The sequence below is a fragment of the Pseudomonas sp. MWU13-2100 genome, assembly GCF_023242365.1.
Classification (GTDB): domain Bacteria; phylum Pseudomonadota; class Gammaproteobacteria; order Pseudomonadales; family Pseudomonadaceae; genus Aquipseudomonas.
Genome location: NZ_JALLIX010000168.1, coordinates 1 through 355 on the forward strand (window position 1 = coordinate 1; position 355 = coordinate 355).

Here is a 355-nt window from a genome sequence, read left to right on the forward strand (position 1 = left end):
TATCGAAACGCCCGCCAACAACGCCTCGGTAGCCGACTGCGCCAGCACTGCCGCCGGAGCACTGTCCTGCAACATATAGGCAATCCGCTCCGCCGGGTAAGCCGGGTCCAGCGGCACATAACCGCCACCCGCCTTGAGAATCGCCAGCAAGCCGACGACCATCTCGGTCCCACGTTCAACACAGATCCCCACCCGCGAATCCGGCTGCACGCCCTGTTTGCGCAAGGCATGGGCCAGACGGTTGGCCTGTTCGTTGAGCTCGCGATAGCTCAACCGTTTCCCGCCATGCACCAGCGCCAAGGCATCCGGCGTACGTTCCACCTGCGCTTCGAACAACCCGTGAATGGTCTGTGCC

General features: G+C 63.4%; 1 protein-coding gene. It reads right to left on the reverse strand.

The genetic code is table 11. The features are described 5' to 3' along the window. A partial coding sequence (locus M5B99_RS29875; protein WP_248807487.1) for an AMP-binding protein occupies positions 1-355 on the reverse strand: 355 nt, incomplete at both ends.